We start from the raw sequence: 24,785 nt of genomic DNA, 5'->3' as shown, positions 1-24,785 counted from the left end.
AATCACTTCTAAGTTACGAGCTGATCAAGGTTTCTAATAAGCTCAGGTTAATCGGTTTTAAAAGTACATGATTAATATTTAAATCTTTAATCTGCTTAGGATCAGGCTCTGCACCACTAACAATCACTAAGCTTAAGTTAGGGTAACGTTCATTAATTTGCTTCCCTAAATCTACACCACGGCCGTCAGGTAAATGCATATCAAGCAATACCTTATCAAATTGCTGGTCATGATTTAGGGTTTGTAAACACTGTGCACACGTTGAGGTGATCACAGTTTCTACCCCTAAGCTCTCTAGCAGTAACTGTGTAATTTGCGCAGCATCTTGGTCGTCTTCAACCAACAAAAATCGCTGTTTTTTCTCTATTACCGCTTTATCACTGTGAATGTTTTTAGCTTGAGGCGCGTACTCTGGAGATACTAAAAAATCTTGTAAACACTGATACAAAGAGGAGCTATCAACGGGCTTAGGTATTACATCGTTAAAGCCAAGCGCGGTAAGCTCTTCGTGTATGCCTTTCATTGTTGCGGCTGTAAGCGCAATAATTGGGCCTGTGTAGCCCATTTTTCTAAGCTCTATGGTGGCTTCTTTCCCCCCCATTACAGGCATATGGATATCAATGAAGATGATATCGTATGGGGAGCGATACGCTTGTGCGATTCTTACTTTTTCAAGTGCTTGTTGGCCATGCTCTGCATAATCTACACGCGCACCACACGTGCTAATCATATGACCAACTAACATCCGTAAATCGCGTAAATCATCAACCACTAATACGCGGCCTGTTACTTTACACGGTGCAGATTTTGTCTGTAACTGCGAGCCACTACTAAAGTTTAATACTTGGCGTTCCACTTCACTAATATCGCCTGGGTACACTGAAATAGTAAAAGTAGAGCCTTCCCCCATTCTCGAGGTTAAATCAATACTGCCGTGCATACGCGTTAATAGCTCAGCACAAATAGCGAGCCCTAAACCAGCGCCGCCAACAGATCGAGATTCAACATCGGCTATTTGCTCAAAAGGTTTAAAAATGAGTGCTTGTTTTTCAGGGGCAATCCCCATACCTGAGTCTTTAATACTAAAAAATAGCATCTCTTGCCCTTCAACCCACTCGGTCCAGGCACTAACTACAATTTCGCCTTTTTCAGTAAACTTAACCGCATTATTGATTAGATTAATGAGTATTTGACGTACGCGGGTCGCATCTAGTCTCACAATAAGCGGTAAAGGCTGTAGAGACTCAAAGCGAAGCTTTAAGCCTTTATCAAGCACAGATACACGCATTAAGGTGTAAACATCAGCAAGCATGCTATCTAAGTTTACTTCACTTAATGTAAGCTCTAATTTGTCAGCAGCAATTTTAGATAAATCGAGCACGTCATTTAACAAGCTCAGTAGGTGTTTACCGTTTCGGTAAATAACCCCTAATTCGTTCTCGGCCTGTTTGCTAAAGTCACTTTGCAGCAATAGCTCTGTGTAACCTAATATAGATGAAAGCGGGGTACGTAATTCGTGGCTTAAGTGGGCTAAAAATCTATCTTTTGAGCGGTTTTCAGCTTCGGCTTTTAAACGCTCTACTCGCTCGCCTTCAACATCTTTACGTGCCAGCGCATAACGTATAGCACGGGCAAAACGGCTCGAGCTCATTTCTGTTTTTATAAGGTAATCTACAGCACCGGCATCCAGCGCTGCGGAGTCTAATTCATCATTAGATTGCCCCGTAAGCATAATAATTGGCCCGCTAAACCCATTAGCAATGGCTTTTTTTAATACACTTAGCCCATTTGAGGCACCTAATCGGTAGTCAAGCAAGCATATATCGTGCTCGTTTTTACTTAATATGCTTATTGCCTGCTCAGGAGAGCTTATCCAATCTATGTCAAATGTATGTGAATCTAACTGGTCTAAGTAGTCGCGAGTAAGGATGTAATCATCTTCATCATCTTCTACTAAAAGTAAGCGAGTCACTTTATCTAACATGCTATCTCCTTTTAATGGCATTTAATAAGCCCCTATTTAGGGGCTTATTCTTGCTACTTATACCAATTCGTATGATTAAGTATTATTGCGCAATGGTATTATTTAGTCGTTAAACGTTGTTGGCAGCTCTACAAATTCAACCCAGTATTTTCCTAGGGTTTTCATTAAATCAACCAAGCCATCAAACGTTACCGGTTTCGTTATGTATGAAGCTGCGCCTAGATTGTACCCTTTAACCATGTCTTCTTCTTGCTTAGAGGTGGTTAAAATAACAACAGGTATGCCTTTAAGGTTAGGGTTTGCTTTAATAGCCTCAAGTGCTTCACGGCCATCCATGCGCGGCATGTTTAAATCAAGCAAAATCAGACCAGGGCGTGGCGATGAGCTTTTATCTTCAAACTTACCCTTTCGCTCTAAGTACTCTAATAATTCAACCCCATCTTCCACAAAATGCAGCTCGTTTAGTACACGGCTTTCAGCCAGCGCATCTTGCGTAAGTAGGCGATCGTCCTCGTCATCATCAGCCATTAATATTGTAATAGGTTTCACTTTTGAATACGGCATCTAAGCCTCTCCTTGAAGTGTGAAAAGCGTTGTTTCCACAGGTAATTTTATTATGAAGGTTGCCCCTTCACCGTCTTTACTATGAGCGGTAATTATCCCACCATGCCGCTCAACTATACGCCTACAAACTGAAAGCCCAATCCCTGTGCCTTTATATTCCGAGCGCCCATGCAAGCGCTGAAATGGTACAAATATTTTATCAGCATACTCTTGTGAGAAACCAATACCATTATCTTTTATAGTGATAATTTGCCAGCCCACTTTTTCGTTATGATCTTCGCTAAACTCGTCTTTATACTCGTACGTTACGCTTATATGTGGCTCTTTACCTGGTTTTCTAAACTTAACAGCGTTAGATAGTAAGTTTAAAAACAGCTGCTGCATTTGGCTTTTATCGGCCTGAATAACCGGTAGTTCGCCCACCTCTATTTGCGCATTACTTTCATTTATGGCGACCTCTAAATCACTTAAAATATCGTTCACTACGCCTTTTAAGTCAGTGTCATCAAAGTCTTTACCTCGCGTTGTTACCCGCGAAAACTCTAGCAAGTCGTTAATAAGATTAGACATACGTTGTGCTGCATTTTTCATACGGCCTATATAATCGATGCCTTTTTCGCCCAGCTCATCTTTAAACATAGTTTCTAGGCGATCACTAAATGCTTGAATTTTTCGTAGTGGTTCTTGTAAGTCATGGCTGGCAACAAAAGCAAACTCTTCAAGCTCACGGTTTGAGCGGCTAAGCTCATCTGAATATAAGGTAAGCTCTTGGGTACGCTCAGACACTTTGCTCGCAAGTGTTTCGTTTTGCCTTTCAAGTTCTTCGCGATATTTAGCCGCATTTCTTAAATTTAGCCGTGTTAAAATAAACATACCTATAATAAGCAGTGCACTTGTCACCGCGGTTATTACAAAGGTGATTTTCGCCTCATTTTTTATTTGCGCCAGCTTCGAAAAATGACTCACCTTAAACAACAGTTCTCGGTCTTGAATATCATTAACTTTAGCGCGAATATCTTTGTACAGCTCTCGCCCTTTATGTGTGTTTAATAAATACAACGCACGGCGTTCTTTATCGTTAGTGGCAAGTGTAACCGTTTTTTTAAGCTCGTTAATTTTAGCTTCGGTTAACACTAACAACTGTGCAATTCGCTCAGCTTGCCCATCAATTTCAGAATGCAGAGACTTTACATGCTGTATTTGCGATTCTATTTGCCCTATCGCATCGTAATAGGGCATTAAGTAGTCATCTTCTTCGGTGAGTAAGTAGCCGCGCTGGCCAGATTCTGCCTGCACAATTGATAAATGGAGGCGCTCAATAGCATCGGCTAATAAGCTGGTATTATCCAAACTTTTTTGTGTTTGCGTTAATCCTTGAATAGTACTTAATGCTAAAAATGCATTACCTACCACTATGCATAGTACTATCGCGATAAAAGCGGCCCACGTTATATTCGTTTTACCCTGCTGCTTTTGCTTACTCATTATATGTAAATACCTAATTATAAATGGCTACTTATTATTAAAATCAGTAATGTTTTGTAAGCTTTCGCTACATTGCTGACAGTTTGAAATTATTTTATCGAGTGCTGCTAACGCTTTGTCTTTTGGCATATCGTTTTCTAACACCAGCTTAATAAGCTCTGCATTCATAGAAATTCTATTTAGCGGCGCTCTTGCATCGTGTACCAATTTATTTAGCGTATTTACTTCTTTTTCCTCACTCATATTACTTCCTATACTTTTTTAACCTGAACTCTGGTTAACAGACTTACTAAAATATTAAATTACAGTAATCTCCAAATTTACTTTCTCTAGCCAAAGATTTTCAATGAAAACAAGGCAAATTTACGCGTCAATAGCTGGCCTATTGCAAAAAATTTCAACGTAGTTAACGTTGAAAATAGCTGCTAGAGATAAGTTTAATATTCACAGTTCAGGTTATTTATATTCTCCAATTCCGCCGTATGCGTTTAATCGGTTATACAACGTTTTTGTACTGATCCCGAGCATTTGCGCAGCGAGCGTTTTATTACCTTGCACTTTATCTAGCGTGGCGTGAATTAGTTCTTTTTCAACTTCTTCGATTGTTTGCCCTGCCGAAACATGGTTGTCTGCTGCTTGCGTATTTACCCGCGAAAACGGCGACTCTAAGCTATCTGGTAAGGTAATTTCACTTGTCTGCGGATCGCTCATAATAAAGGCACGATGAATAGCATGGCGCAGCTCACGTACATTACCCGGCCACTCGTATTGCTGAAGCTCTTTGAGTTGCTCATTATGCCAATAAAACGCAGTGCCATTTTCATCGTTAAGCTGTTCTAAAAAAGCTTTAGCAAGCAATGGTATATCTTCTTTTCGTTCACGCAGCGCGGGTATATCTATAGGGAAAACCGCAAGTCTAAAATAAATATCTTCACGAATAACATTATTTTGTGCCAGATCAGTCAGAGAACGGTTAGTAGCAGAAATAACGCGGCAGTTTATAGGCAATTCACGATTGCCACCTACGCGTGTTACCTTTTTAGTTTCAAGTACACGCAGTAAGTTTGGCTGCATATCAATAGGCATTTCAGTCACTTCATCTAAAAATAATGTGCCGCCATCAGCTTGCTCAAATACCCCTTCTTTACGGGCAATTGCCCCCGTAAACGCCCCTTTTTCATGGCCGAATAGTTCACTACCAATTAGTTCTTTAGATAAAGCACCACAGTTGCTTGCCACTAAAGGCCCCTCGCATTGGCTAGCATTATGAATAGCCTGCGCAACCACCTCTTTACCAGCACCGCTTTCACCCATTAGCATTACGTTAGCATTGGTTTTAGCTACACGCTCAATCATGGTGTAAAGCTTTTGCATTGGCGCTGATTCACCAATTAAACTATTAAAGTGGCGTGTAATAGCTGGAGCTTTTGTCTTTTTAACTGTTTTTTTAGGGCCGTTTAATACCAGCTCTAGGTCTTCGCGTTGCAGTGGCTTTAATAAATGCCCAACATCTTGCTCGCACATATCTGCCAAAATCCCTTTTACTGAAGGGTGGCCAGAAATAAGCGTTACTTTAGGAGACTGCCCAATCATTTTTAAATGATCAAGCAAATGAAGACCACTGCCATCTGGCAGCATAAAATCGAGTAATACGTGATCAAAGGTATTATTTTCAAACCATTGATGCGCTTCTTTTAAGCTAGTTGCAGTACAAATGTTGTGCCCGAGGAATTCGACAATGTGGCAAACAACGTCACTAAATTCAACGTCATCGTCGACTAAAAGTATGTTTAACATGATAAATCCCTATGCTTTTTTTGTTATTCTACGCCCCCTAAATTATAAATAAAGGGCAGAACTAGAATCTCTTAAAAATGATTAAACTATTGAGTCTTTTAACGTTTAATTTTAACAACCAATTATTTACGTACACTTAAGCCATATCGATCATAATTTTTTTAGAAATTATAATTATTTTCATTACTCACCCATTATACCAGCTGATACAATTTTAACGTCATAAAAAGGAGACAAAATGCAATTATTAAAAACCATGGTTCATCCTGGTATAAATTTAAACCAAGGCACTCAATTTACTCGCCGTACAGGCCGTGCCATTGTGATTAAAGATGCACATATTTTATTAATGTATACCCGTCGCTACGAAGACTACAGCTTACCCGGCGGCGGTGTGGATGAAGGTGAAACCCTAGAGCAAGGGTTAATAAGGGAGCTTAGCGAAGAAACTGGCGCGCAAAATATACAAATTATTAAACCGTTTGGGTTATACGAAGAATACCGCCCTTGGTATAAAGACGACTTTGATATTATACATATTCAGTCGTATTGCTATCTATGCGATGCAGATAAAGCACTTGGTAAAGCACAGCTTGAACATTACGAGCAACAAAATGGTATGACGCCTAAATGGGTTAATATTCACGACGCCATTGCACACAACGAGCGCACAATGAGCCTTAGCGACAAACAAGGGTTGTCTATCATTCGTGAAACGTACCTACTAAAACAAATAGCACAGCAACTGTTTAACTAAGGCTGTAAAAATTGCATAAAGCAGTATTTTTTACTGCTTGCTCATTACTTAGTTTTAATTTTCGCCACATCATAAAACTTAAAGTCATTACTATTCAAATACTTAAACTAATTTTGCTTTATAAAACAAACTGGCTTTGTGTTTGCACCCTTACCGATAACTAATTTGTAAGGAGATAAAAATGAGTAACACAGTTAAAACGATTAATCCCGCAACTGAGCAAACCATTGATACCTACACACTGCTTTCTCAAGAAGAAGCTGAACAGATAGTCGAAAAATCTCACGAAACATATTTAAAATGGCGTCAAACTTCATTTACCGAACGTGCTAAATATTTAAATAAATTAGCCTCTTTATTTGAAGAGCAAAAAGAATCTATTGCTAAATTAATGACCGAAGAAATGGGTAAAGTGTACGAGCAGGGCTTTCAAGAAATTGAACTGTGCGCTGGTATTTGTCGTTACACAGCCGAAAACGGCCCACAAGTACTTGGCGATGAAGAGCGCGATATGGACGGCGGCCGCGCTATTATTAGCTACCAGCCAACGGGTGTTTTATTAGGTATTCAGCCTTGGAACTTTCCGCTTTATCAAGTAATCCGTTACAGTGCCGCTAACATTATGGCCGGTAATACCACCGTACTTAAACATGCGGGCAATGTATTTGGCATGGCAGAGAAAATCGATAGCTTATTTAAGCAAGCGGGCTTCCCTGACTATTGCTTTAGCAACTTACTGATTGATGGCAAAACTGCCAGCGCGCTTATTTCGCACAAAGCAATCAGCGGCGTAACCTTTACAGGCAGTGATGGCACGGGTAAAAAAGTAGCCGAAGAAGCCGGCAAGCACGTTAAAAAAACAGTGCTTGAGCTTGGCAGCAACGATGCCTACTTAGTTCTTGATGATGCAGATTTAGACCTTGCTGTTGAAACCTGTGTTACAGGGCGCATGATCAACAACGGCGAAACCTGTGTATCGGCAAAACGCTTTGTGGTTGTAGAGTCACTCTATGATGACTTTAAAGAAAAAATTAAAGCCCAATTTGAAGCATTAAAAATGGGTGACCCAATGGCTAATGATACAGACCTAGGCCCAATGGCTCGAGAAGATTTACGCGATAAAATTCACGACCAAGTAATGCAATCTGTTAAAGCCGGTGCAAATATAATTACAGGTGGCGAAGCACCTTCGCAAACGGGTTATTACTACCCACCTACTATTCTTGATAATTTATCGCCGGGCATGCCAGCATACGATGATGAGTTATTTGGCCCAGTAGCTTCGCTAATAAAAGCCAAAGATAACGACGATGCAATGCGCATCGCCAACGACTCTCGCTACGGTTTAGGCGGTGGTATTTTCTCTAAAGATGAGAAAAAAGCCATTGAACTAGCTAAAAAGCACTTTGATACCGGTATGATCAACATTAACGGTTACGGCCTTGCCCAACCCAACCTACCGTTTGGTGGTGTTAAAGAAAGTGGCTACGGCCGAGAGCACGGCGGCTTTGGTATGCGCGAATTTGTGAATATCAAATGTATTATGATTAATAGCTAATTTAGCTACACACCTGAGATAAACGTATTAGAAGAATATTTATACGTGTTTTAAAAATATTATTAAGCCTAAAGGTGAGCAATCACTTTTAGGCTTTTTTATGGGTATAGCTGCTAAGTGTAATGCGTTTAAGGGCTATATTTTCACTTTAAAATTCACACCTAAAACTTCACTTCCCAATTTAGGTTATTTAGTAAAAGCTCAGCCATGTTGTTTAAAATTGTGAGTTCAGATAGCTCGATAAACTCTACAAAACTTAGCGCTAAGATTTGATATATAGAAGCTGGTACAAAACCTAAAGATTTGATGGATAGACTAAAAATGACAGACAATAATGAGCGAGGAGCGTTCATTGAGACTAGCTAAACATCGACGTTAATAGATTGGTTAAACTGTTCTTTGCGCATATATTCATGAAAATGAGTGCTGCGCGCATATTGTTCTATTTATCTTTTCTTTAAAGTTTCAGAAAACTTAGTGATAGTAATGCCTTAGGTTATTTGCTAAAACTATATCATGCAGAGAAATGAGCGTAGCGTCGGCAGAAATATGCGCGATGAGCGCACTATTAAATTATTAGGCCTCAACGGGAAATCAATATAAGGAAGTTTTATGAGAATATGTGGTATTGAGCTTAAAGGAAGTGAAGCCAGATTGGCATTAGTTCAAAAAACAGGTCAAGGTATTGATAATGTCTTAATTGCGACTAAGAAAATCCCGCTCGTAGATGGTGAATGTTGTGTTCAGGTGAAAACATTTAAAGAAACGTTTGAAAGCTTTTGTCGCGAAAACTCGGTTGATAAGGTGGTCATAAAAAAGAGAGGTAAGAAAGGTGAGTACGCTGGCGGGGCTGATACTTTTAAGATGGAAGGTATTATACAAGTGTCTGATGCGCCAAACGTAATTTTGATTTCCCCCCAATCAATTTCCTCGATGCAAAAAAAATCTGATATTGAAATTCCTGATGAGCTTAATAAGTATCAGCATACTGCATACCTTGCGAGTGTAGTCGGGGCAAATAAGTAAATGGCAGAGCTCTATATTGATGGTTTGAGTGCACCAAATGAGATAAAAGCAGAATTAGTCAAACTATCAAAAACGTATACTTTTACTAAAGAAGTTGAAAAAGGTGCTAATGGCTACCTATTTTTTGGACGTAATCGAATTATGGCAACGGATGTTGCTGTAAAATTTTACTATTGGGGCGGTGATAAGGATTACCATGCAGAGCCTAGAAATTTAGCCGCAATTCATTGTGACAATATTTTATCCATATTGGACGCTTCGTTTATAGATAATGACTGGGCATATTTTGTTACGCCTTATTGTCAGAATGGGGATTTGGACGATTATATTGAACAAACTAACTTTGGTAACTTGCAAGCTATTGATTTTGTTAGTTCAGTTCTAAATGGGTTGTCACATCTTCATGCAGAGAGATTTCTGCATAGAGATATTAAACCTTCTAATATATACCTTAATGATGATAAGCAAGCTGTAATTGGTGATTTCGGCTCACTTAAAGTTGCCCCTGATGGAACTGATGAAATACCGTCCTCTAGCCATTCTATTTTGTATCGTCCACCTGAGTCGGTTCTGCATAATACCTATACTAGCAAAGGCGATATTTATCAAATGGGTATTGTTTTCTATCAGCTCCTAGGTGGGGCGCTGCCTTATGACGAGCATAGCTGGTTGAGTAAGGCAGAGCTTAAACACTTTAATAGCCTAAGCGATCATGTTGATAAGTCTATCTATGTGGATCAATGCATAAAAAATAAGATCACAAAAGGTAAAGCAGTCAATCTAAAGACTTTGCCACCATGGGTTTCGGAGAAAATGAAACGTGTCATAAGAAGAGCTATCAACCTAGACCCCTCCAAGCGGTATAAGAACGCTACTGAATTCAAAGCTGACCTTCATAAGATTCGGCCAACTATTTTAGATTGGTCTATTTGTGATGGTAATCCTCAACTGACATCTGACACGAGCTACCGTATAACTGCTAAAGATGGAATATTTTCCGTTCAAAAGAAAAAGAATGGAGACTGGAGAAACGATAAAACAGTTCACGGCACTAGCATTAATGAATTAGTGCAGCAAATTGAATCAAAGGCCTAACAAGTTGCTGCACTCAAAAATTACTCGCTGCGCTCCCAATTTTCTGGTGAGCAAGGCGTTATACGTTTCTCAAGCTCGGAGTCTTAAATGGATTTATCAGTACTCAAAGATATCATTATAAGCTTATGTGCTTTAGGTGGTTTGATCCTTGGTATTTACAATATGACTAAGGACAAGAAAAAAGAAGAAGTTACTGTTACAGTTAAACCTATTTCAATTCACAAAATGGGAGACGGCAAGAATTACGGTCATAGCGAAATTGAAATACAGAAAAACAGAGAATTTGTTACCTTGGGGCTTAAAGTAATTAACCTAAGTAAATTTGATATTAGTATTGTAGAGACTGGGTTTAAAATTTCGGATAATCCTGATGGAGAGCGCTTAGTGTTTCCCGAAGCTATGATTTTAGGCGAAGGCATTGAGTTACCATTTAGAATTCCTTCTAGAGAATCAATCACAATTGCCTTTAAACCAGAGCAATTACCGCCCGAGGGTTTAAGGAAACAGTTAGAGTCGGTTTTTGTTACTACCGCTTGTGAGCTTGAATTTGTTGGAACAAGTAATATCATCAGTGATTACAAAAACGTATAACAAGTCATTGAAGAAAGACTCGTCACGGCTTGATTGAGTTCCTTCGTCACTAAAGTTTAGCAAGCCTAAACTCGCTTTTTAATGAAGCGTTACCACTGTTTGCAATTGGCACTCTCCTGCCACTCGACAAAGGAACTTAAGGGGTCAAACTTAAGGGGTCAAATCTTGACTTCATACATCAAAGTTTAGCAATGACTGATCCAGCCACTCAACTGCATAAAATATTGATCATAAGGCAAGGTATTTTACTGTGTCGGATGGCGCTTCGCTTATCCGACCTACAAGCTGATGAAGTACCATGAGTTAAACTTGAGCGTTCAAGTTTAAACATATTCAACTAACAGCTAATAGCTAAAAACTAATAGCTATCACTTCTTCTCAAACCTTGGCACCTTGCGCTTATCGGCTTTGCTCATAGCTAGCTCTTGAATTTCTTCTTGCTTAAGCTCTTTTGGTTTATCTTCTAATGATTGCTGCTTGGCGTTTTCAAACACCAGTTCGGTAAGTAGTGCAAAATGATCAGAGCCATATTTAGCAAGGCGCTTAATGCGTTTTACTTTAAAGCCTTGGCTGTGAAATAAATGGTCAAGCGGCCAGCGCATAAAAAAGTAACTTGCATGAAAGGTGTTGTAAAAGCCACGGCCTTTGCGTGGGTCTAAAAAACCGCTTATTTGCATAAATAAACGCGTGCTGCGCGACCACGCTACGTCGTTTAAATCGCCGGCTACAATGGTCGGGCGTGATGGATTTTTAAGTGCTTTTGCCACCATTATGAGCTCTGAGTCGCGTGGGCGCGATGAGTCTTCCTCAGTGGGGCTTGGTGGCGCGGGGTGTATAAAGTGCCCTTGCATTTGCAGGCCTTCATCGTTTTCGAACAGGATATGAATTGAAGGAATATCATCTTCAATGAGCTCACATATTTGCGCATCAAGAATTTTAAATTTACTGTATAAATGCATGCCGTAGCGGTTATCTTTAGGGCATTCAATATAATAGGGGTAGTTTTTTTTAAGAACAGCTAATTTGTTTTCCCACCAGCTATCGCTTTCAAGAGTTATCAACAAATCAGGCTGGTGCTTATCAACCAGTGAGATTAGTTGCCCACTATTGTGGTTTGACATAAGTACATTAGCCGACATGATTCTCACACTGTGATCTTCGCTCACTGAGGCGGTTTTAACTTCTTTTTTAGCAAGCCAAGTGTAAGGAAATATCCATTTCCCTTGTAATATCATGATTAGTAATGCGGTTAAAGCAGTATACAAGTACCCGCTATTGCCGCTTTGCCACAGTAAATACAACGACACAACTGCAACTGCGCTGGCTATATAAAATACCTGAAGCCGGACAAAGTCGCAGCTGCGTACTAAATAGTGCTGACTGTACGACATAGGTAACAAGGTCACTAATAAAAAAAAGCCAATGATTAGAGCCAGTGCAATGAGCATTTAAATATCCTTATAAAGTGTACTTAACGAGTTAGAATTGAAAGTATTTCTCGGGTATCATGCACCATATGAATAATTGTACGGTCAATTTTTATACTTACTGTACCATTATCTCTGGAGCGTTCAATAACGCGGCCTTGTTTATATACGTTGCGATCTAGGTAATCGCCTTTGTGGTAACGCTTACTTAGCCCTGGTGGTGTCCAACCAGCACGTACTAATTTTTTGTGCTGCTTTTTAGATAGTTTATTGCTGCTTTTATAGTTGTGCTGCTGATGTTTATGGTGGCCGTTTTTATGGCCGTGATTGTCTTTATTGGGCTTTGCCTGGGCATTAATACTAACCAAGGCGCCTGCTAAAAATACAGTGAATAAAAACGCTTTCATAAATAATCTCTAATAAAGTTAATGACTAAAGATTATCAAACACGGCTGAACATCGTATGAAACTTAAAAATAGCTTTTATCGCTGCTTATACTGTGTTTTACAGTGGCTGCGCATTATGGCTGGGTCTCGTAATTTTAAATGCTTTGTTTTACGCCCTGCATGACGTTTACGCCACACTTTAAAACTGCCCTTTGAAATATGCCCTCTCATAAACGATACAAGCTGTGAATAATTAAGTCCGTATAACTGCTCTATAGCCTCAAAGGGAGTTCTGTCTTCCCACGCCATTTCTATGATTCGCGATTGTTGCTCTGCGTTAAACATGGTTGTCTCTTAAAAATTTAAACTTATACGAGAAGAAAAAATACATAGATCATCACCTCAAAACCGAATATCGCTGTATACTAAACACACTAGCATAAGAAAAAATTGGATTTATATGTATGCGCACATTACTGCTGCTTTTAGCTTTTAGTTTTTCTTCGCTATTATTAGCCGCGCCTAATAAAACGCTGCGCTGTGCAACTACCCATTACCCGCCTTTTACAATTTATGACGATGAAACACATACCTTTACGGGCATAGACATAGACTATTTAGCTTTTATAGAGCGTAATTTAGAAGTAACCATTGATCTGGTACATTTACCGTGGGCACGTATTAAAAAAGAAATGAAGTTAGGTTACTACGATTGCTACTTTGCGCTCGCTAATAATACCGAGCGAGCACAATATTTAGAATTTACTAATGAACCACTACACACCACCCAATTTGGTTTATTTAGCACAGAAAAAGCAAACCTTAATAATGACTTATCAAATTCACGTATTGCTATGCTAAGAGGCGTTAAATTACCCAGTGTACTGGCAAAAGAATATAATCTTAAACAAAGCAACTTTATGCATTCACTCTCCACTAAAGCCACGTTTGATTTGCTTGATAAACAGCGTGTTGACTACGCAATTACTAATTATCAAGCCGGTTTATGGTACTCAAAAGGCTATAAAAACATACATGCTAAGCAGCTTGAAGGGTACGCTCTACCTGTTTATATTGCTTTTAAGCATGGCGTGGTCGACACCGCACTCGTTGATGAGCAAATAAAGCGCTATAAAGCGCAATTCGGTGTGCATTAATAAGGTAGGCAATGTTAACTAAATTACCAAAATGGGTTGAGTATGGCGCGTTTGCACTCGCCTTCATAGCGGGCATTGTTAACGCTATTGGGTTATTAGGGTTTGAACATCAGGCTATTTCGCACCTTTCGGGCAGTGTAACGCTACTTGGTATTACATTAATGAGTAATGTCTCTAGCGCACTATTGCTATTGGCTGTAGTGCTGAGCTTTATGCTTGGCTCTGCCCTTTCTGGCTTTTTACTTACCGGCGGCTCGTTAAAGCTTGGGCGACATTACGACACCCTATTATTTATTGAAGGCCTATTACTACTTTTAAGCGCCTATTTACTCAGCCGCGCCCATGTTTATGGCATTACACTTGCCAGCGCTGCGTGTGGTTTACAAAACGCCCTTGCCACTAATTACAGCGGCGCAGTAGTGCGCACCACTCATTTAACCGGTATTTTTACCGACCTAGGTTTAATGATAGGCAAAGCGCTAAAAGGTGAACCCTTTGATACCCGCAAAGGCGTTATGTTTTTACTTATTATTTTTGGTTTTTTACTTGGCGGTATTACTGGGGTTATTTTATTTGAGTATTACTCAATACTTGCTTTAGTGGTGCCTGCGCTGGCGTGCTTTGTATTATCTGTAACGTATAAAATTTACAGAGTTCGCACACTTTAACGCAAGCGGTTTAAAAACGCTTTAAAACACCTTACCATGGTGCTAATAAAGCGTTATTCACCTTAAAGGAATGTATGAAACCTTATATTTTGCCGCTGTTATTGCCACTCAGCCACGTTACACTTGCTGATAATAAAAACGATGATGCAATAGAAACCATAACAACCACCGCATCACGTACAGAAGCACTGGCTACACCCTATCCGCTTACTATTAGTACCTTATCTGAGGCGCAATTAAATAGCATTGCGCCTACTCATGTTGAAGAGTCGTTACAACGTATTGCAGGTGCTAATGTACAGCGCGGAAATGGGCAAGAATACTTACCGGCACTTCGCTCGCCGGTGCTCTCGGGCGCAGCAGCCTGTGGCGGCATACTCACCCTTGAAGATGGCATACCGCTACGTGCTGCAGGCTTTTGTAATATAAACGAGCTATTTGAAGCGCATAGCGAAATGGCAAAGCGCATTGAAGTATTAAAAGGCCCGGGCTCTGCACTTTATGGCTCAAACGCCGTGCATGGTGTAATTAATGTAATAACGCCAGACACCACCCAAGGCGGCGGACTTTTTGGGCTTGATTATGGCTCATACGGGTATGCTCGTTATAAATTACGCGCAGGAAAAGACTACGGCAACAGTGGGATTGGCATTAATGCAAGTGTTACCGACGATACTGGTTACCGTGATGATGAAAGCGTTAAACAGCAAAAAGTAAATATTCGCCACCGCTTTGAAAACGATAACCTGTTACTGACCTCCGGCCTTACATACACAAATTTAGATCAGCAAACTGCAGGCTTTATAACGGGTTTTGAAAGCTATAAAAACGAAGACATAGCACAGCAAAACTTTGATCCCGATGCCTTTAGAAAAGCCCGCTCATTTAGAGCGTGGAGCAACGCCCAGTGGCAATTTAAAAATGGCAATGTGCTTTCTATAACGCCTTATGTGCGCGACCAAAGCATGGACTTTTTTAAGCATTTTTTACCTGGCACCCCGCTTGAAACCAACAGTCAAACAGGCATAGGTGTGCAATCGCTGTATCAACATAACTTGCAAAGCAATATAAAAGTAAACCTAGGGCTTGATGGCGAATACACTCGTAGCGACTTTACACAAAGCCAAAACGAGCCAACTCAGGGCTCTGCATTTTTAGTAGCCACAGTACCGCAAGGCAAACATTACGATTACGATGTAAACGCAACCCTGTATGCACCGTTTGCATCAGTTGAGTGGCAATTAAATAAATGGTTTATTAGCGCCGGCCTAAGATATGAGCACATGCAGTACGATTACACTAATAATATGCTGACTGGCCGCACAAAAGATGATGACACTGAATGTGGTTTTGGCGGATGCCGTTATAGCCGCCCAGCCAGTGTTAAAAACAGTTTTAGCAATACCTCACCTAAGCTTGGTGTAAGCTATAAGGTTAACAAAAACAATACACTATACGCTAACTTTTCGCGTGGCTACCGAGCGCCGCAAGCGGCAGAGCTTTACCAATTACAACGCGAGCAAACTACCGCTAATTTAAACCCCGAAATAGCCAATAATGCCGAGCTTGGCTTAAAAGGGTATTACACCGATGTGAGTTATGCATTGGCTGTGTATGCTATGAGCAAACACAACACTATTTATCGCGATAGCGACTTTTATAACGTTAATGATGGCCGTTCACGCCACCGAGGTATTGAGCTTGAAGTAGACTACGCATTAAGTAAAACACTTAACTTACAATTTGCAGGTACACATGCAGAGCACACATATACCAATAACCAGTTAATTAATGGGCTAAATATAAACGGTAACAACGTAGACACCGCGCCTCGAAATGTAGCTAACCTTGATTTAACCTGGCAAGCCTTTAATAACCTAGCGCTTGCACTGCAATGGCATAGCGTAAGTAGTTACTATACCGACCCAGAAAACCGTCATAGCTACGAGGGGCATGATATTTTAAGCTTGCGTGCAAAGTGGCAAGTTACCAAAAACCTAGAAGTGCTTGCACGTATAATTAACCTGACCGACGAAGCTTACGCAGAGCGTGCTGATTACACCAGCTTTACTGGCGATAGGTACTTTCCTGGTAAACCGCGTAACGCCATGATTTCAGCTACGTACACGTGGTAATGCGTTAACTTAAAGATTTAACTAATTTAAATCGCCCATGTATTTAGTGGGCGGTTTGCCCATAACCTTTTTAAACATAGTTATAAACGCACTCACCGATTCGTACCCTAATAACGCCGACACTTGTTGTACGCTTTGCCCACCTGACAATGCCTGCAGCGCTGTAATTATATGTAATTGCATTCGCCACTTACCAAAGGTCATACCGGTTTGCTTTTTTATAAGCCGTGCTAAGGTCCGCTCGGTTAAAGCAAAATCGTGTGCCCATTGCGCAAGGGTTTTGCGATTATTTGGCTGTGCGAGTAACTGCTGCCCCATCGTTTGAATAACCGCATGCTTAGAAAGCGCAAAGTCGAGCGGCTGGGCGGGCATTTCAATTAATAAATCAAACAGTACCTGAGCTAAGCGTGCTGTTTTAGAGTCTTCGTTATAGGCTTGGTGCTCGCTGGCGAGTTTTAGCATTAAACTTTTTACCAGCCCCGTTATTGCTAATGTACAGGTATGCTGTGGCATACCGTGCTTATTGGCATCAATAAATACAAAACATAATTTGGCGTTATCAGATGCGCGATTGCTGTGTAAGGTGTTTGCAGGTACCCAAATAGCGCTATGCGTTGGCACCATCCACATTTTATTAGCGGCTTCACAGGTTACATAACCATCAAGCGCTAATATTAATTGCCCTTTTGGATGTGTATGTAAAGGGTATTCTTTACTGCCTTGTGCGGTATCTACTTTGGCGATTATGGGCTGTACCATGTGCTCGTAGTTTTGTAGGTATCCCCACCCTTTAGGCTCAAACATATTTTGTCAGTTTTTAGTTATTTAATGTCAGTATAGCTAAATTATAATACTGCTGATTTGTTTATACTAGCGCCCATTATTAGCTAACATATTTTGTAATAATGACTCATACACCTAACAGTAATAGCGGTATGTCTCGCTTTTCAGGCGTATTACTTGTAATCGGTATTTTACTTATTGCTGCCAATTTACGTGCGCCTTTTACAGGGGTTGCCCCTGTGCTTGAACAAATAATCGCGCACTTTAATTTAACCGCTTCGCAAGCAGGCTTTATTACCACGTTACCGCTAATTGCCTTTGCCATTATATCGCCTATGGCTGCAAGCCTGGCTGAGCGCCAAGGGCTTGAGCGCACATTGTTTTTTGCTGTATTTTTAATATTACTGGGTATTGCTGCGCGCGTGATTGATTCAGCCATTATGCTATTTGTTGGCACCGCCATAATAGGCGCCGGTATTGCCATAGCTAATGTACTCCTACCGAGTTTAATAAAACGCGACTTTCCAGCAAAAGTTGCGGTAATGACCTCTGCTTATGTACTCACCATGGGCGTTGTATCTGGTGGTTTTTCAACGATAGTTTATCCGCTTAGCCAATATGAAGGCTTAGGCTGGCAGTTTGCTTTAGGGGCAAGTGCACTTATTACACTTACCACGTTAGTTATATGGATGGCGCAATTAAATAAACACACAAAACCGACACAAACAACGCATACCTCAGCACTTACTAAAAGCATTTGGCGTTATGCACTTGCATGGCAAATTACACTATTGTTAGGTTTAAATTCGTTTTTAAACTACATCATCATTACGTGGCTACCCAGCATACTCACCGAAGCGGGGCAAAGTGCAACGCAAGCAGGTGCCTACCATGGGGCTTTTCAAATTGCGACCGCCATACCTGGACTGGTACTTATACCGTTACTTGCCAAGCTCAAAGATCAAAGTGCGCTTAGTTTTATACTTGCATCACTCAGTGCAACCTGTGCGCTTGGTTTGTTATATATGCCAAGCTTTGCATTGATATGGACACTACTACTTGGTTTTAGCTCTGGCGCGTGTTTTATTTTAGGGTTATCGTTTATTAGCTTACGTACCGATAACTCAACACAAGCGGCCTCACTGTCGGGTATGTCACAAAGTATTGGCTATTTACTGGCGGCTATTGGCCCTATGATAGCTGGGGCGCTACATACAAGCACTGGCAGCTGGAGTGCGCCACTTTGGCTATGTGCAGGTGCGGGCGTGCTATGTGCTACATGTGGCTGGTTTAGCGGAAAAAATACCACGCTTAATAATAGCTAGCTTATCAACTGGCGTAACCATGCTAACAAGCCTGTCGCTGGCTTTTTTACTGATAAGTGCTTTTTCTCAAAGCGCTTATTTGTGGCTTCGCGTTGTGCGCGGCGCTCCTGTGCTAAATTAGCTTTTGCAGCAAAACGCAGGCGCTGCTCTTGAGTTAGGTCGTCATTAAAGTTAATGGCTGACTTTTTAACGGCTCGGCTAGTTTTAGGTGAACTACACATATATTTCTCCACATGACGGTCCTATAAATAGACAGTCATGTAGGAAAAAAAATTTCAATAATCGTTTGTCATATCCATTGCTTGTTTCGCTTTTAGCATTTAACGCACCTAATTTAATACGGCGAGGTAGAGCGGCACGCTTCTATTTCATTGGTGGTCGGTTTTTTTAAAAATTTAACGCTGTGGCTCTTTTCGTCAATTTCAACAATATCCATAGCGGCCATTTTTTTTAGCCAACCAAACATAGGTAAAAATTGCCACTTTTTTGCAAATGTATTGGCGTTGTTACAAATATCTTCGGCGTAATTTAAAGGTGGCGTAAACTTATCGTGGTACTGGTGCAATACCCAATCATCAATGTAATTAAGCTTTATATTGCTTACTTTGCACTGCATTGCAAAGTCGGTGTCTTCTGCGCCGTAGCCAATAAACTGCTCATCAAAACCATTAACTTTATTAAAGTCACGTTTATTAATCACAAAAATTAAAGACCAAAAAGTTAAAAAATCTACCTCTTCGTTTGTAGGTAAGTTTTTGCGTTTAGGGTGATCAACAGCTTCCTCCACTAATAATTCATAGTTACTGCTTTTGGGCACATACGGTAAATACTTTGCTTTAGCACTGACCACTAATCCGTGGGTTAGTTTAGCAAGTAAACTTTCAAAAAGTGTTGGGGAGCAAATGCAATCTACGTCTATAAATATAACGTCGTTTTGCTGCGCATTTTTAACCCCCGTGTTGCGCGCTTTAGCAAGGGGTAAGCCGTTTTCTTGTATGTACACATTTTTGGTCACAAAAGACGTGTTTGGGGTAACATTATGGCTGTTTTTTTCATCCATCCACACCACCACCATATCAGATGGGCGAAGCGTGCTATTTTCTATACTGTGGATAAGGTTAGCAAGCTGCTGGTGGCGGCCTTTTACAATAGTAACGATTGAAAAATTATGACTCAATTGCAACCTCCTTAACTAATTCTACAAACTCGCTGGTAAACTGTTCTGTAGCATTTATTATTTGTGTTTTACTTGTTTGGGTTTTTCTTACATTAACCAACGCAGCCTCTATTTGGGCATTGTTGTGCTGTAAAAACGCTGAAAAAGGCAAATGCACTGCGAGGTTATTTTTAGCTAACATGCGCGCTTTTTCATCTTGCTCTTGGTAGGGTCGGTTTTCGGGTATAACAATTAGCTTTTTCCCCAGTGATAACAACTGTGATACTGCGTTATTGCCACCACTTGTTACAACCACATTTGCTGAAATCACTTGATCTATATTGCTCACTTTGCCTTTGTAGGTTACTCCTTCAATGGCTTCACCTTGGCAACCAATAACCTCAACGTGTTCGGTGTACTTAATCAGTGTACGGGCAATTAATGCCCCGCTCTGGGCATCGGTCATTAGCAAAGTAATACAGCTGCCAAAATCTGTATTGGTGGCGCTTTTACAACTTGTGTATTTTGATATAAATCCTAAATAATGAGTTTTATTAAAATAGCTGTAGTGAGGTGTTTCTAGCTGCTTTGGGTACGGGGCATATAGTTTAGTCGCGCATTCGTAAGCAAACACTTGCGTGGGATCGCCACTAATATCACCCGAATGGCGCTGCATTAAAACAGGTAAACCAATACTTCTGGCCATAATAGTCAGTTCGGCCGATACATCACTGATAAATAGTACCGGTTTGTATTGCTGCGCCAATAGGTTAAAGGTTATGGAGCGTTCAAGTGGCGCTTCGCTATATTCGATTCCTTCAAATGCAGTGTTATAGCTTCTTTGTACAGCGCTTTGGCCTGCCCATTTTGAAGGTAGCTTTTCAAAAATACTCCGCTTACACACTTTATTCAAAGCAATTTTTACGTTTAAATCGCCATAAAGCACCACTACGTTATAGCTATTTTGTAACTTAGTAATAAGTAACTCAGCACGTGTAATGTGGCCCGCGCCATGATGGTGAACATAAAAAAATACAGTCGGTAAATTTGGCTCATATAAGTGCTGCATATTCGGCCTCATAATTTGAAACAGTCACGTTAAAGTCGAAGTTTTTAGCAAAAGATTGGCACGCTTGCGGCGATACTTTGCCTAGCTTTTTAATGGCAGATACAGCTTCATCCACATTGTTTAGTGCAGTACACACGTTAGAAAATCGTAGTTCTTCTGGTATGGCTGTTTTAAAGCCTACAACAGGTATACCATGAGCAAGCGCTTCAATAGTGGTTAGGCCAAAAGGTTCGTTCCACTTAGAGGTAGCTAAAAACAAACAAGATTTAGCAAGCTGTGTAAACAATTCATCGTGTTTTAAATGCCCAATATAATAAATGGAGTCTGTAAGAAGCGGTTCGACGTGAGCATTAAAGTATTCCCTATCCTCAACGGGGCCAGCTATGCATAATTTGCGCTGTAATTTTTGCGCTATTTTAATCGCCGATACTAGGTCTTTTTCGGCGTTAATACGTCCCATCCAAAATAAATCGTGGGTTTTATTAATTTTTTGCACACACTCACTTTTGGGTAGAGTAACGCCATTTGAAATCACTTTAATGGCACTACCTAGATGAGCCTCCCACTCTTTGCATAACCTGTTAGATACAGCAATATAGCGGTGTTCGCTACGCGCTTTATGCAGCTTATGTATTAAACCTAACTTTGGTGATACCGGGGCATGTAAAGTAATTACGCTTTTTATATTATGAAGTAATGCCACATCATAGAGTGCATGGTAGTAACTGTGGTAATGCACAACGTCGTAATACGAATTATCGATTAGCGCAAATTGGGCAGCTTGGTACAGCTTTTGGCCTTCTTCCTCTGTGGTTATGTTGTCTTTCATGCGTAGTGGGGATTCGTCTAACTGTAAAATGTTAAACTCGTTTTCTTCATCAGCATCTTTACACAACACATCAACAGTGTGGCCTTTTTTACAAAGTGCATTAGCTAAATTAGCAACAAAGGCTTCTGTGCCCCCTTTAAAGGGCTGTCGTAAAGAGACTATTGGGCTTGCGACCATCAGTATTCTCATGCAATTCTCCCCAGTATATTGCTATATTCGCTACACATTTTTGCAATAGGGAAATTACGAGCGCTTTTAATTACATCGCTTTGATTTAGTGAGAATGATGCTTCAAGCGCGGCGGCTAAACTATTTACATTATTGCCCTTAGCAAGCACACCTGCGCCTTCACTGACTATTTCGGCAAATGCACCGCGATTAAACGACACCACTGGCGTACCTGTTGCCATAGCTTCTAAAGTAGAAAGCCCAAAAGGCTCATCCCATCGGGTGCCAAATACTGCAGCTTTGGCATGAGCCAATTGGTGTTTGATACTATGGTGATCAAGGTGCCCTAAATAGGTATCGCAGGGTTTTAGTAAAGGCCGCACTACGTCATCCATATAGTGTTGATCGGCTATGGGGCCGGCAAATTTAATAGCAATCCCCATTTGTTGCGCTGTAGATATTGCTATATCAATGCCCTTACTTGGTAATATTCGGCCATACGTAAACACATAATCTTGCGGCTTTTTTGTTACCTGCCAGCGTTTAAGGTCTATACCATTGTAGGTCACTTCTACTTTATCGTTTATAAAAGGCTCCCACGCTTCTGCTAAAGAGTGCGAGACTGCGGTAAAGTGTATAAATGGCGAGTAAGAAGCCAGCCCTACCACCGCTTTTAATTTTGAGTAAGGCGGTGTGTGCAACGTGGTTAACATAGGAATATTATGTTTACTGGCCCACAGTATGGGAATCGGGTTAAGGGAGTTGTTATGCACTACGTCAAACTGCTCTTTAGTTATATCGTCCATTACCTTGAGCATAAAATCGTTTTCAACTATATCGGGGTATTGTTGATATTGGCTGTTATCTATCGGGAACGATTTTAATTTACAGTTAACCTCACTGTCTGGGTGAGCATATAAAGTAACCTCATAAACTGATTGGTAGTATTCAACTAATGCGCCAGTAAAAGCTTCTAACCCACCAGCATAGGGAGATTTAATAGGAAATCGGGGATGCGCTATTATTGCTAGTTTCATACAACAAGCTCCTCGCGACCATGCGGTTTTTTATACAAAAGAACGAGTGGCACTTCCTTTTTGCTTTTTGTAGCAAACATCTTTTTCATTAGCTGCCAATCGCTGCTTGGGGCTGTTTTAAAAGGTAAAAACGCTAATAATGAATTCTTTTTAAATACCAGGGTTTCTATCGGTCTTTGATAAGTGCGCTCTACTTTTTTTGTATTATCAAAGTAATAGGGAGTAAAAACAAAGTCCTCTTCAAAGCCTTCGTTTATTAGTTTAAAAGTGTGCTTTTCATCAAATACATCGTCGTCAGTACGAAAAACAACAAAATCACTCAACGTTGTTTGCAGCCCCACGTTATAAGCCGTAAACCGACAGTTTAGTGTGTGATCAATATAAATAATGTTGGGGTCAATCGCCTTTAATCTTAGGCGTAAGTTATACCTTTGTTTGTACTTTTGTGTTGAGTTATCAACAATCGTGATGATGTAATTACTGGCGTATTTTTGTATTTCTTTAACGCGCTCTATAACACCTTCATTGCAGTGGTAAGTTACTAGCACGATGGCCGTTTTACAGTACCTTTTGCTTTTCATTGTTTTTCCTTAGCCATATTATTTAAAACCGCTTAAACAAGGGGATTAATTTCCATATCTATTTACGCTAATAAATCAAACGCTAACTTTTGTATTCGTTAAAGTAAGCGCTTAGTTGTTTTAAGCGCAGCTCTAAGGCTAACTTTTCAGAGAGTTTCCAGTGGGGTAATTTTTTTAAACGTGATTTGGCTGCTTCTAATTCAGCCCCTACTTCGCTCGTGGATAAAATTCTCATTCGTTTCACCTCATCATTAATATGTAGTCCGTGGTGTTTATCAGCAATTAACAAGCCAAATAGGTACATATAAAAATAAACTTTATTTTTATAAATATCATAAACTTAAATACAAAAGCTGAGGTGAGCTACTACTACAAATGAGCATGTAGGCATATATTTCAATAAAATATGAAAATAATTCACAAAGTCATTTGGCCTAAAAATACTTTAATTTTATATAAAGAGGAGGTAAAGGAGGGAGTAAAATGCAGCTAGCGAGATTTTTCCCACTAGCAAAGCATAACTAATTAGCTATTTTATTTTCTCAACGCTAACAGCACTTATGATTGAGGTGTAGTTTCAAAAGCAGGCACTTGGTGTAAATCGTTTAGCCATTTAAGCGTTGATTGCGACCAAATTTGTGCAGCTGGGGTAAATTCATCTCGCTGATCAACAGCACCTATACGCAGGCCGTACACTCTATCGGCTTTAGCTTCATTAGTTGCGTAAAGTGTAGTGCCGCACGTACCACAAAAGCCTTGCGCACGTTTATTGCCGCTCTGTGCTGTTTTAACATACTCTTTTGGCTCGCCTTTAGTAAAAACGACTGAGTTAGGCTCAGCCATAATGACCGCTCTAAATGGCCCGCTAGACATGCGTTGGCAATCGCTACAATGACATACAAGTACGTTATTATTTTGCGACTGGGCTTGGTATTTAATTTCACCGCAGTAGCAGCTTCCAGTAATTTTCATTTTACTCTCCTTGAGCATGTTTAAAGGTGTTTAACCTAGGGCGTGTTGACCTTTGCGGATTGAAATTTGTTCAATCTAGGGGCGATTAAAATCGCGGCGCGAGGTTTGTAACCTAGTGGGCTAAGTAAAAACCGAGCAACAAAGAGTTTATCGCCCCTAGGCAGAACCCGCAGGGCAGCGCATGTTTGGCATTTATGCAGCGTTATCGCCTATTTATGGGGAATAACCACACTT

General features: G+C 40.4%; 26 protein-coding genes. 9 read left to right on the top strand and 17 right to left on the bottom strand.

Annotated features, from left to right (window positions below; all coding sequences use genetic code 11):
* Positions 1 to 13: 13 nt before the first annotated feature.
* The 5 genes from CWC17_RS01275 to CWC17_RS01255 all read right to left on the bottom strand — a co-directional run bounded on the left by CWC17_RS01275 (position 14) and on the right by CWC17_RS01255 (position 5,830).
* Positions 14 to 1,984 carry a hybrid sensor histidine kinase/response regulator gene (locus CWC17_RS01275; RefSeq protein WP_138611903.1) on the bottom strand — a complete coding sequence of 657 codons (1,971 nt, stop codon included), beginning with the start codon at positions 1,982 to 1,984 and terminating at the stop codon, positions 14 to 16.
* A gap of 102 nt (positions 1,985 to 2,086) precedes the next feature.
* Positions 2,087 to 2,548: a response regulator gene (locus CWC17_RS01270; RefSeq protein WP_055015307.1), complete on the bottom strand. Its 462-nt coding sequence runs from the start codon at positions 2,546 to 2,548 to the stop codon at positions 2,087 to 2,089.
* Positions 2,549 to 4,033, bottom strand: coding sequence for a sensor histidine kinase (locus CWC17_RS01265; protein ID WP_138611884.1), 1,485 nt, complete (start codon positions 4,031 to 4,033; stop codon positions 2,549 to 2,551). It lies immediately after the preceding gene.
* A gap of 27 nt (positions 4,034 to 4,060) precedes the next feature.
* On the bottom strand, positions 4,061 to 4,276 hold the full coding sequence (locus tag CWC17_RS01260) for a histidine kinase (protein WP_055015305.1): 216 nt from the start codon (positions 4,274 to 4,276) through the stop codon (positions 4,061 to 4,063).
* Positions 4,277 to 4,489: 213 nt separating this feature from the next.
* On the bottom strand, positions 4,490 to 5,830 hold the full coding sequence (locus CWC17_RS01255) for a sigma-54-dependent transcriptional regulator (RefSeq protein WP_055018182.1): 1,341 nt from the start codon (positions 5,828 to 5,830) through the stop codon (positions 4,490 to 4,492).
* Between the two features lie 238 nt (positions 5,831 to 6,068).
* Here CWC17_RS01255 and CWC17_RS01250 point away from each other — a divergent pair, with 238 nt between their 5' ends.
* The 5 genes from CWC17_RS01250 to CWC17_RS01230 all read left to right on the top strand — a co-directional run bounded on the left by CWC17_RS01250 (position 6,069) and on the right by CWC17_RS01230 (position 10,857).
* The gene (locus tag CWC17_RS01250; RefSeq protein WP_138611883.1) at positions 6,069 to 6,587 is read left to right on the top strand and encodes an NUDIX hydrolase; all 519 of its coding nucleotides are present in this window, start codon (positions 6,069 to 6,071) and stop codon (positions 6,585 to 6,587) included.
* A gap of 181 nt (positions 6,588 to 6,768) precedes the next feature.
* Positions 6,769 to 8,145, top strand: coding sequence for an NAD-dependent succinate-semialdehyde dehydrogenase (locus CWC17_RS01245; RefSeq protein WP_138611882.1), 1,377 nt, complete (start codon positions 6,769 to 6,771; stop codon positions 8,143 to 8,145).
* A 612-nt stretch (positions 8,146 to 8,757) separates the two neighbouring features.
* Positions 8,758 to 9,171 (top strand): DUF3010 family protein, encoded by a 414-nt coding sequence (locus CWC17_RS01240; protein WP_138611881.1) that lies wholly within the window; start codon positions 8,758 to 8,760, stop codon positions 9,169 to 9,171.
* Positions 9,172 to 10,266, top strand: a complete 1,095-nt coding sequence (locus CWC17_RS01235) for a serine/threonine-protein kinase (protein WP_138611880.1) — start codon at positions 9,172 to 9,174, stop codon at positions 10,264 to 10,266.
* Between the two features lie 87 nt (positions 10,267 to 10,353).
* On the top strand, positions 10,354 to 10,857 hold the full coding sequence (locus CWC17_RS01230; protein WP_138611879.1) for a hypothetical protein: 504 nt from the start codon (positions 10,354 to 10,356) through the stop codon (positions 10,855 to 10,857).
* Positions 10,858 to 11,225: 368 nt separating this feature from the next.
* Here the strand turns inward: CWC17_RS01230 and CWC17_RS01225 are convergent, their stop codons facing one another.
* The 3 genes from CWC17_RS01225 to CWC17_RS01215 form a co-directional block, all read right to left on the bottom strand.
* Positions 11,226 to 12,305 (bottom strand): endonuclease/exonuclease/phosphatase family protein, encoded by a 1,080-nt coding sequence (locus tag CWC17_RS01225; RefSeq protein ID WP_138611878.1) that lies wholly within the window; start codon positions 12,303 to 12,305, stop codon positions 11,226 to 11,228.
* A gap of 23 nt (positions 12,306 to 12,328) precedes the next feature.
* The gene (locus CWC17_RS01220) at positions 12,329 to 12,691 is read right to left on the bottom strand and encodes a hypothetical protein (RefSeq protein ID WP_138611877.1); all 363 of its coding nucleotides are present in this window, start codon (positions 12,689 to 12,691) and stop codon (positions 12,329 to 12,331) included.
* A 76-nt stretch (positions 12,692 to 12,767) separates the two neighbouring features.
* The gene (locus tag CWC17_RS01215) at positions 12,768 to 13,016 is read right to left on the bottom strand and encodes a TIGR03643 family protein (RefSeq protein ID WP_055015297.1); all 249 of its coding nucleotides are present in this window, start codon (positions 13,014 to 13,016) and stop codon (positions 12,768 to 12,770) included.
* 119 nt (positions 13,017 to 13,135) lie between these two features.
* Between CWC17_RS01215 and CWC17_RS01210 the strand changes: the two genes are divergently transcribed.
* The 3 genes from CWC17_RS01210 to CWC17_RS01200 all read left to right on the top strand — a co-directional run bounded on the left by CWC17_RS01210 (position 13,136) and on the right by CWC17_RS01200 (position 16,631).
* Complete coding sequence (locus tag CWC17_RS01210; RefSeq protein ID WP_138611876.1) at positions 13,136 to 13,828, top strand: substrate-binding periplasmic protein; 693 nt, start codon at positions 13,136 to 13,138, stop codon at positions 13,826 to 13,828.
* A gap of 11 nt (positions 13,829 to 13,839) precedes the next feature.
* Positions 13,840 to 14,496, top strand: coding sequence for a YoaK family protein (locus tag CWC17_RS01205; protein ID WP_138540888.1), 657 nt, complete (start codon positions 13,840 to 13,842; stop codon positions 14,494 to 14,496).
* Between the two features lie 74 nt (positions 14,497 to 14,570).
* Complete coding sequence (locus CWC17_RS01200) at positions 14,571 to 16,631, top strand: TonB-dependent receptor (protein WP_138611875.1); 2,061 nt, start codon at positions 14,571 to 14,573, stop codon at positions 16,629 to 16,631.
* A gap of 21 nt (positions 16,632 to 16,652) precedes the next feature.
* On the opposite strand, the gene CWC17_RS01195 is transcribed toward CWC17_RS01200, so the two are convergent.
* Positions 16,653 to 17,435, bottom strand: a complete 783-nt coding sequence (locus CWC17_RS01195; RefSeq protein ID WP_138611874.1) for an AraC family transcriptional regulator — start codon at positions 17,433 to 17,435, stop codon at positions 16,653 to 16,655.
* Positions 17,436 to 17,566: 131 nt separating this feature from the next.
* On the opposite strand from CWC17_RS01195, the gene CWC17_RS01190 reads away from it, so the two are divergent.
* Positions 17,567 to 18,739: an MFS transporter gene (locus tag CWC17_RS01190; protein WP_138611873.1), complete on the top strand. Its 1,173-nt coding sequence runs from the start codon at positions 17,567 to 17,569 to the stop codon at positions 18,737 to 18,739.
* Here CWC17_RS01190 and CWC17_RS01185 read toward each other — a convergent pair.
* The 8 genes from CWC17_RS01185 to CWC17_RS01155 all read right to left on the bottom strand — a co-directional run bounded on the left by CWC17_RS01185 (position 18,736) and on the right by CWC17_RS01155 (position 24,551).
* Positions 18,736 to 18,960 (bottom strand): hypothetical protein, encoded by a 225-nt coding sequence (locus CWC17_RS01185; RefSeq protein WP_138611872.1) that lies wholly within the window; start codon positions 18,958 to 18,960, stop codon positions 18,736 to 18,738. The genes CWC17_RS01190 and CWC17_RS01185 overlap by 4 nt on opposite strands.
* A gap of 113 nt (positions 18,961 to 19,073) precedes the next feature.
* Positions 19,074 to 19,916, bottom strand: coding sequence for a glycosyltransferase family 2 protein (locus CWC17_RS01180; protein ID WP_171042061.1), 843 nt, complete (start codon positions 19,914 to 19,916; stop codon positions 19,074 to 19,076).
* Positions 19,906 to 20,964, bottom strand: a complete 1,059-nt coding sequence (locus CWC17_RS01175) for a glycosyltransferase (protein WP_171042060.1) — start codon at positions 20,962 to 20,964, stop codon at positions 19,906 to 19,908. Before CWC17_RS01175 ends, CWC17_RS01180 begins: the two co-directional genes overlap by 11 nt.
* Complete coding sequence (locus tag CWC17_RS01170) at positions 20,948 to 21,982, bottom strand: glycosyltransferase (RefSeq protein WP_138611869.1); 1,035 nt, start codon at positions 21,980 to 21,982, stop codon at positions 20,948 to 20,950. Before CWC17_RS01170 ends, CWC17_RS01175 begins: the two co-directional genes overlap by 17 nt.
* Positions 21,979 to 22,998 (bottom strand): glycosyltransferase, encoded by a 1,020-nt coding sequence (locus tag CWC17_RS01165; protein WP_138540880.1) that lies wholly within the window; start codon positions 22,996 to 22,998, stop codon positions 21,979 to 21,981. The genes CWC17_RS01170 and CWC17_RS01165 overlap by 4 nt, the downstream gene beginning before the upstream one ends.
* Complete coding sequence (locus tag CWC17_RS01160) at positions 22,995 to 23,579, bottom strand: glycosyltransferase (protein WP_138611868.1); 585 nt, start codon at positions 23,577 to 23,579, stop codon at positions 22,995 to 22,997. The genes CWC17_RS01165 and CWC17_RS01160 overlap by 4 nt, the downstream gene beginning before the upstream one ends.
* Positions 23,580 to 23,661: 82 nt before the next feature.
* Complete coding sequence (locus tag CWC17_RS19320; protein WP_160318638.1) at positions 23,662 to 23,814, bottom strand: hypothetical protein; 153 nt, start codon at positions 23,812 to 23,814, stop codon at positions 23,662 to 23,664.
* Between the two features lie 323 nt (positions 23,815 to 24,137).
* Positions 24,138 to 24,551, bottom strand: coding sequence for a GFA family protein (locus CWC17_RS01155; RefSeq protein ID WP_055015284.1), 414 nt, complete (start codon positions 24,549 to 24,551; stop codon positions 24,138 to 24,140).
* Between the last annotated feature and the right edge of the window lie 234 nt (positions 24,552 to 24,785).

Source organism: Pseudoalteromonas sp. S3785 (genome assembly GCF_005887365.1).
In the GTDB taxonomy this organism is placed as follows: domain Bacteria; phylum Pseudomonadota; class Gammaproteobacteria; order Enterobacterales; family Alteromonadaceae; genus Pseudoalteromonas.
Note: the sequence above shows the minus strand (reverse complement) of the source record. Positions and strands in the feature narration are given on the sequence as shown.